6 protein-coding genes are annotated in these 6,851 nt (G+C 38.7%); 3 read left to right on the top strand and 3 right to left on the bottom strand.

Features of this window, described 5'->3' with window-relative positions; all coding sequences use genetic code 11:
- Positions 1–957 (bottom strand): OmpA family protein (locus tag AC1D0K_RS26810; protein WP_477463121.1); only part of this gene is annotated, 957 nt, incomplete at its 3' end.
- 148 nt (positions 958–1,105) lie between these two features.
- On the opposite strand from AC1D0K_RS26810, the gene AC1D0K_RS26805 reads away from it, so the two are divergent.
- A complete protein-coding gene (locus tag AC1D0K_RS26805) occupies positions 1,106–2,395 on the top strand; it encodes an aminopeptidase P family protein (RefSeq protein WP_477391644.1) in 1,290 nt (429 codons plus the stop codon).
- 31 nt (positions 2,396–2,426) lie between these two features.
- On the opposite strand, the gene meaB is transcribed toward AC1D0K_RS26805, so the two are convergent.
- The gene (meaB, locus tag AC1D0K_RS26800) at positions 2,427–3,323 is read right to left on the bottom strand and encodes a methylmalonyl Co-A mutase-associated GTPase MeaB (RefSeq protein WP_477442158.1); all 897 of its coding nucleotides are present in this window, start codon (positions 3,321–3,323) and stop codon (positions 2,427–2,429) included.
- A 114-nt stretch (positions 3,324–3,437) separates the two neighbouring features.
- Between meaB and AC1D0K_RS26795 the strand changes: the two genes are divergently transcribed.
- The gene (locus AC1D0K_RS26795; protein WP_477391646.1) at positions 3,438–4,433 is read left to right on the top strand and encodes a glycosyltransferase family 9 protein; all 996 of its coding nucleotides are present in this window, start codon (positions 3,438–3,440) and stop codon (positions 4,431–4,433) included.
- Positions 4,434–5,022: 589 nt separating this feature from the next.
- Entirely contained in the window at positions 5,023–6,084 is a 1,062-nt protein-coding gene (locus AC1D0K_RS26790) for a glycosyltransferase family 4 protein (RefSeq protein ID WP_477391647.1), read from the top strand.
- On the opposite strand, the gene AC1D0K_RS26785 is transcribed toward AC1D0K_RS26790, so the two are convergent.
- The gene (locus tag AC1D0K_RS26785; RefSeq protein ID WP_477391648.1) at positions 6,070–6,813 is read right to left on the bottom strand and encodes a glycosyltransferase family 2 protein; all 744 of its coding nucleotides are present in this window, start codon (positions 6,811–6,813) and stop codon (positions 6,070–6,072) included. The genes AC1D0K_RS26790 and AC1D0K_RS26785 overlap by 15 nt on opposite strands.
- Between the last annotated feature and the right edge of the window lie 38 nt (positions 6,814–6,851).

The raw sequence follows: 6,851 nt of genomic DNA, 5'->3' as shown, positions 1-6,851 counted from the left end.
ACCAGAACCATCAACAACGCTACCAGCAGCAGTACCTGGGCATTTGTCAAACTGATCAGCAACACCGTCACCGTCTGAATCTTTTTTCAGGTCGTTAACCGCAGTTTCTACGTTGGTAACACGGCCTTTTAAAGCTTCAACTTCCTGGCGTAAAGCTGCATCGTACAATTCATCATACATTTGAGCAACTGGGTTTACCCACTCTAAGTTTTGTTTTGATTTAGGACCAAAAGTGTACTCTAAACCACCGTAAGTATAAGAGTAGTGGCTAAAAGTAGGATAAGTGTGAGCACCAGAGAAGTTATAACCCTGTACAAAGCTAACAGTGTAACCTAAGTTTAAAGCTAACGCATCAGATAATCTGAATTTAACACCTGCACCTACAGGAGCAAATAATTCTTTCACGTTTTTATCACCGAATGGTAAAGTATTTACAGTACCTCCTGCAGATGTATTGCTCTTAATTTTATACATATCTAAACCTAAACCGGCAGATGTATAAAAGTTAACGCTGTTTTTGCGGTGTAAAAAGCTAACACTTGCAATGTTGAATACACCACTGATAGCTCCTGAATTGAAAGAAGTTTTATACTCGGTGATACCAAATTTCTCAGTTCCTGCTTTATCAATACCGTGAACTTTACCACCTAAGTAGTCTAATTGTAAGCTAAAGGTGTGAGATAGTTGTTGCCTTAAAGTAACACCATAACCCAAATCAACTTTGAATTTGTTTGTAGTGTTAATAGTAAATGGAACAAGTCCGTCTGTAATACCAACGTTAACGCCGATACTAAAGGTGTTGTACTGACCAATACCACCAAATACCTTGGCAGTAGATGTTTCAGACGAAGTTGTAGTTGCTGTTTTGGTGGAATCGGTTTGAGCATTAGCCATACCTACAACCATCAAAGAAGCAAATGACAATGCGACTGTTTTCTTTAATGTAGAATAATTCATAGTTTTTAAGATTAAACGATTTTAATTGTGATTTTTTTCAAATTTAGTAATTATGTTTGAAACGATGACCAAACATTGTTCCAAAAATTGTAATAGTTACACAAATAAGGAAAAAAAAATGATTTATTAAAATAATCAATTATTAAATATGAAATATTCTGCGATTCAAAACACTTTGTTTACAAATAATAGAAAAAATTTCGTTTCGAGAACAAAAAAGGGTTCGATTGCCATTTTTCATGCAAATGACGAGTATCCTGTGAGCGGAGACCAGACCTTTTCCTTTAAGCAAAATCCGGATTTTTTTTACCTTACTGGCATAGATCAGGAGCAAAGTATACTTATTTTATATCCGGATTGTCCTAATAAAGCATACAAAGAAGTACTTTTTTTAAGACAAACCAATGAACACATTGCTACTTGGGAAGGACACAAGTATACCAAAGAGGAAGCAAGGCTTGCATCGGGCATCGAGAGTGTCTATTGGCTCCATGAATATGATACGATTTTACATAGTATCATAAATTATGCCGAGCATATTTACATCAATACCAATGAAAATGATCGTTATGCACATACTGTGCCTTACCGTGATCTGAGGATGTATGAGGCATTAAGGCAGAAATATCCTTTACACAAATATGAACGATCGGCGTTGATTTTAAGGGATTTAAGGGTTCTGAAATCTGATATTGAAGTTGAGCTTACCCAAAAGGCCTGTGATATCACCAACGATGCATTTAAGCGGGTGTTGAAATTTATAAAACCGGGCGTTGCTGAATATGAAATAGAGGCCGAAATAACGCATGAATTTTTAAGGCAGCGGGCTACAGGGCACGCTTATCATCCTATAATTGCATCAGGTAAAAATGCTGTGGTACTTCATTATATTGATAATAACCAGGTGTGCAATGATGGCGATGTTATTCTTTTTGATTTTGGAGCTCAATACGCTAATTATAATGCAGATATGAGCAGATCTGTACCGGTAAATGGTAGGTTTACCAAACGTCAGCGTGCCGTTTATGACTCGGTTTTGCGTGTTATGCGTGAGGCAACCAAAATGATAGTGGCCGGCACCATTTTGAACGATTACCATGACGAAGTAGGAAAGATAATGACAAGCGAACTGATAGGGCTTAAATTGCTTGATAAGCATGATGTTGCTAAGCAGGATGCTAATGCGCCTTTATATAAAAAGTATTTTATGCACGGTACATCACACCATTTAGGGTTGGATGTGCATGATTTTGCAAACAGGTATAAAGGTTTTGAGGTTGGAAATATACTAACCTGCGAACCAGGTATTTATATCCAGGAAGAAGGCCTTGGTATAAGAATAGAAAACAATATTTTAATTACCAAAGATGGCAACCGCGATTTGATGGTAGACATACCCATTGAGGCCGACCATTTAGAGGAGATAATGAACAGTTGATTGATGAATAGAGCTTTTTTGTAATAATAAGCTACCTTATGTAGGTGTCCACAAAACTGTACAGGTTAAAATTTCCTCTTCCCGAAGCTTCAGCAACATCTTGCTGAAGCTTTTTTTTATCAATGTGTTGGGTTAATTTATGCTGGATTAGTTTGTACGCTTTTTCTGCCAGTAATATTTCGCGACGCTTGTTTTTAAAGTTTCTTGATGCCTTGATGAAATCCGCAACCTCCTTAATCCCATTTGCTTGTGATGCGATGGTTTTGAAAACAGGGGGTTGCTCATGTTTCTTTTGAGTTAATATTTTTTTTAAGTTGTTTGCAAAAATGTCAGCGTCAGCTCTGTCGGCTTTATTAATAATAAACGCGTCGGCAATTTCCATAAGGCCCGATTTAATATGCTGGATCTCATCACCTGCTTCGGGTACCAGTACTACCAGGGTAATATCAGCCAAGCCTGTTATCTCAATTTCTGATTGGCCAACACCAACCGTTTCAATCAATACATAATCAAAGCCGGCTGCCCGTAATACATCGGCCATTTCGATGGTTTTGGCAGATAGGCCGCCTAATGAGCCCCGGGTAGCCAACGAACGTATAAAAACATCGGGATGGTTAAAATGGGATGCCATCCTGATCCTGTCGCCAAGCAATGATCCAAAGTTAAATGGCGAGGTTGGGTCAATAGCCAGTACAGCTATTTTGCTGCCATCCTTTAAAAGCACATCTATCAACGCGTTAACAAGGGTGCTTTTGCCGGCCCCAGGCGGGCCGGTAATACCAATAATAGGGGTGGGTTTATTAAATGTAAGGCTCTTTAACAGTGCGTTACTTTCGGCCAGGTCATTTTCAACAATGGTTAGGGCTCGCGCCACCTGCTTAAAGTCGCTGTAATTAATCATTGCCGGTTGGGTAAAAACAGTTGCCACATTTATGTTTGTAACTGCAAATGACGAAAATTATCATTACATAAGGCAATTTAATCTTTATTATTGCAGTTGTACAGCGGTTAATTTGCCTGTAAATATGCAATCATAAGCACAATGCCCCAATCCGAACAAACAAAAATACAGCATATATTAATCAGCCGGACTGATGCCATTGGTGATGTGGTGCTTACCCTGCCCATGGCAGCCTACATAAAAGAGCTAATTCCGGGAGCCGTTGTTTCATTTTTGGGCCGTACATATACCCAACCGGTTATAAACACCTGTACTGCCGTAGATATTTTTATCAATTACGATGAGATAAAGAAGTTGCCGCAAAATGAGCAGGCTCTTTATTTAAAAAGAAAAAAAATTGATGCTATTATCCACGTTTTCCCTAATAAACATGTTGCCCAAATAGCAAAGGCAGCCGGGATAAAATTAAGAATTGGTACCACTAACCGGGTTTTTCATTGGTTTACCTGTAATAAACTGGTAAAACTAAGTCGTAAAAAATCCGATCTGCATGAAGCTCAGCTTAATCTTATATTATTAAAAGTGTTGGGGCTAAAATTGGTGCCATCGCTACAGGATATTGTCAGTCATATTAGTTTTGAAAGCAAAACGTTGCTTCCTGATGAATTGGCAAAAAAACTTCCTGTTGATAAATTTAATCTTATCATCCACCCAAAATCCCATGGCAGTGGTATGGAGTGGGGACTTAATAATTTTGAAGAGCTCATTCATGCTTTGTCTGCCGATAAATACAATATTATTATAACAGGATCAGACAAAGAAAAACTGTTACTGGCCGATTGGATTAAAACGCTGCCGGCAACTGTAACAGATATGACAGGTAAAATGACCTTGCCGCAATTGATAACTTTTATAAGCCATGCCGATGGATTGATAGCATCGGGAACCGGTCCTTTGCACCTGGCGGCTATGGGTGGTATTAATACATTGGGTTTATTTCCATCGGTAAGGCCGATCCATCCGGGGCGTTGGGCACCATTGGGTGTTAAGGCGGGATACCTGGAAAGTAATACAGCTACCATAAGCCAGATTACGGTTGATATAGTGGCCGAAAAAATAGCCACCTGGCAAAAATAAATAACAAGCCGGGCTGTTGCCAGGCATACCGCATTTAAAGTTTAAAGGGAGGCAGGCCAGCGCTGTTCTGCTATAAGTAATTTTGCACAGATACAAAATCAAAATACTTGTGTATCTGTGTTATTGCAAAAAAAAAATACCTTCCCTTATATCGTATTGAGGGTTTCTGCAGTAGTATTGTGTGGCCCGCCTGCAAAAATAATAATATGCAGTTTTTCGGCATGTAAGCTGTTGCAATTTTAATGCAGGTAAACTAACTGTAGCAGATAGCCATTGATATGCGTATAGGGCCTAAAAGATGCTTTTGTTAGACAAAAAACTTTTGCGTTTGGTAACCGCGTTTTGCAAAACAATGATCATAACTGATAGTTGACGTTAGCATAACGGCATGCAAAAAAATGGAGCAAACTGTAAAATGTAATTTTGCCCTACGCATAATTACGACAGGGCCTATAATTGATGACACTTGGCTGTATGGTGACTGCTAAAACAGGTATGGCTTTTGTACCGGTATTAGCCAGTACATGTATTAAAACATCAGCCGTAAATTTTTATAAAACAGCACAACACGCTACCTATTATTGTACAGATGAATGAAACCAATATTTTAATAACACTGGATTCCATGCGTTATCCCAATACGGGATTATATCATTTTGGTAAAAGTTTGGGGCATGCATTGATAAAGGCCGACGATCCTCGGTTTAAGTTAAATTTCTTTTTACATCACAATACCAAAGAGTTTGATAATGAGGCAGTGGATAAAATGTACCTTAAAAAGTATCACAAATTCTTTTTTGTCAACTATAAAAAAATAAAACTTTTCCATTTTACAGACCAAATGTCGAGGCTAAAGCCAAAGAAGGTTTGGGGCGAAAAAAAGATCCTCACCATTCATGATATCAACCAGGTACATGAAAACGTGAGCGCAGAAAAATTAAATACATATCTTAAAAAGTTGGGCGAGCGGATTTACAAGTGCGAACGGATAGTCGCTATATCACAATTTGCTGCCAATGATATACTCAACTATTTCCCTGATATTGCTAATAGGATTAGCGTTATTTATAACGGTGCCGAGAAATTGGAATTAAAGCATGGGCATCAGCCTAAATATCTACCGCAAAAAAAGTTTCTGTTTGCTATAGGTATTATATCGGCCAAAAAGAATTTTCACGTACTGCCCGCGCTATTGGTAGGTAATGATCATGAGCTGATAATAGCCGGCATTATTACTCCATATGTTGATCAGATAAAAGCAGAGGCAAAAAAACACGGCGTTGCCGATAGAGTAAAAATACTTGGACCGGTATCTGACGATGATAAGGCATGGTATTATAAAAATTGCGAAGCCTTTGTATTTCCGTCCATTGCCGAGGGTTTTGGTTTGCCGGTGATTGAGGCCATGCACTTTGGTAAGCCTGTTTTTGTGTCGGCCCGTACATCGCTGCCAGAAATTGCAGGTGATGCAGCCTATTATTTTGAAAGTTTTGAGCCGGAAGCGATGCAACAGGTTTTAAGTATTGGTTTACGCCATTTCTATGAACAGGATACATCGACAAAAGTAATGGCGCATGCTGCCCAATATAACTGGGATACAACAGCACAGCAATATTTACAATTGTACCACGATGTTTTAGCCGGCAATTGACCGGGCTTTGCCTTTTAATTTCCTGAACATAAAGCGGAACCATAGCTTAGGGCCAAAGTTTTTGAGAATAAGAAAAGGTTTGTCTTTTTCAAAAACTACATCTTTATAGTGGCTTGACATGCCTCCATCTGCAAACTTTGCTATTACATAATCAAGGTAATAAAACTCCAGGTCTTTATCACCAAAACAAGTCATGTTAAAAGCAAAATCGGCCGATGATTTGTATTTTAAATTATAGCTATATTTTTCAAAAGCAAGTTTGGGGTAAATTATTGATTGTTGAATTATGCCCAGCTTGGCCAGGTAATAATCAGATACCTTGCCTAATGGTTTAAGTTGCCGGGTAAGCACACTGGCATAATAAACCCTGTTAGGTGATGATAGCGCGCCAACCATGGTTGAAAAATCGGGCAGTAATTCATCATCAGCGCCTAAAAAATAGATCCATTGGCCTGTAGCTTTTTTTAGTGCTTTGGTCATGGCGTCGTAGATGCCCTTATCAGGTTCGCTTATCCAGTAATTGATACGGCTGTTGTTGGCTTCTAAAATTTCCTTAGTGCCATCGGTACTATTGCCGTCAACAATAATTAGTTCAATAGCAGGGTAGGTTTGCGCGAAGATGCTGTTAAGGCAGGTTTGCAATGTTTTAGCCGCGTTGTAGGTAACAACGATAACCGATATAAGCTTGCTGTTTGCAGCTATAACTTCTTCTTTCGCGTTTAGCATCATACTATTACTTAAATTTGCAACAAGGTTTTAATCGGCTA

It is taken from the genome of Mucilaginibacter sp. P1_A3, assembly GCF_056406855.1.
The sequence above is the reverse complement of the archived record's forward strand: the minus strand, read 5'-3'. Positions and strand labels throughout refer to the sequence as shown.

What these genes read in the sequence shown, in the direction of transcription:
- AC1D0K_RS26790 (WP_477391647.1), top strand. Translation starts at nt 5,023, where the DNA reads ATGAATGAAACCAATATTTTAATAACACTGGATTCCATGCGTTATCCC.
- AC1D0K_RS26805 (WP_477391644.1), top strand. Translation starts at nt 1,106, where the DNA reads ATGAAATATTCTGCGATTCAAAACACTTTGTTTACAAATAATAGAAAA.
- AC1D0K_RS26795 (WP_477391646.1), top strand. Translation starts at nt 3,438, where the DNA reads ATGCCCCAATCCGAACAAACAAAAATACAGCATATATTAATCAGCCGG.
- AC1D0K_RS26785 (WP_477391648.1), bottom strand. Translation starts at nt 6,813, where the DNA reads ATGATGCTAAACGCGAAAGAAGAAGTTATAGCTGCAAACAGCAAGCTT.